Below are 700 nucleotides of genomic sequence, written 5' to 3'. Positions count from 1 at the left end.
CCAGTTATTATTGAATTTTCAAGGTGCATAGGCACTTATTCAAGTGCGAAGTTTGAGTTAATTATGCCTATAATGCTGTCTTCATTATTTTGAATGACACTTCTGACTTCAAGTGATAACGAAGGATATTTTGAGGCAACTAACAGATTTTTTAAGATCTGCTTATAACTACTTGTTTTTGCCGGATTTATTCTATTAGCATCATGTTTGGCTTGATCCCCATCAATACTTAATGCAATACTGACATTATACTGTGATAGTTTTGATAGAAAGTGTTCGTCAACCAACATAAAATTCGTGTACAATAAAAACTTAACCTTATTATGGTGTTCCGAACATTTTTCTGTTGCATATTGCATGATATCAATTACTAAATCTTTGTATAATGTAGCTTCTCCTCCAGTAATAATAATCCCAGCAATATCATCAGGTTTTAATTGCTTGACAAAATCACAAATTGCCTTCTTATAATATTCAGGTGCTATAACACTTTTTAAACTATGAAAATTTGTAAAGCAATATGGACATGCCATATTACAATTACCTGTAAGCCGAAATGTTAATCTTTTCTTATGCCAATTATCTTTATCGTATACATCTGAAAAATCTATAATATTTTTATTACTTGGTTTCTCTGAGTCAATGTCACGCGTCAAATTATAATTCTCTCCTGTCGCAATCCTGCCGCAGATTAAATCCT

At 31.6% G+C, this 700-nt stretch carries 1 protein-coding gene; it reads right to left on the bottom strand.

The features are described 5' to 3' along the window. Positions 1-35: 35 nt before the first annotated feature. The coding region (locus ASU35_RS06900; RefSeq protein ID WP_147525399.1) for a radical SAM protein at positions 36-700 on the bottom strand (665 nt) is incomplete at its 5' end.

Source organism: Acetivibrio ethanolgignens (assembly GCF_001461035.1).
Lineage (GTDB): Bacteria > Bacillota > Clostridia > Lachnospirales > Lachnospiraceae > Velocimicrobium > Velocimicrobium ethanolgignens.
The sequence above is the reverse complement of the archived record's forward strand: the minus strand, read 5'-3'. Positions and strand labels throughout refer to the sequence as shown.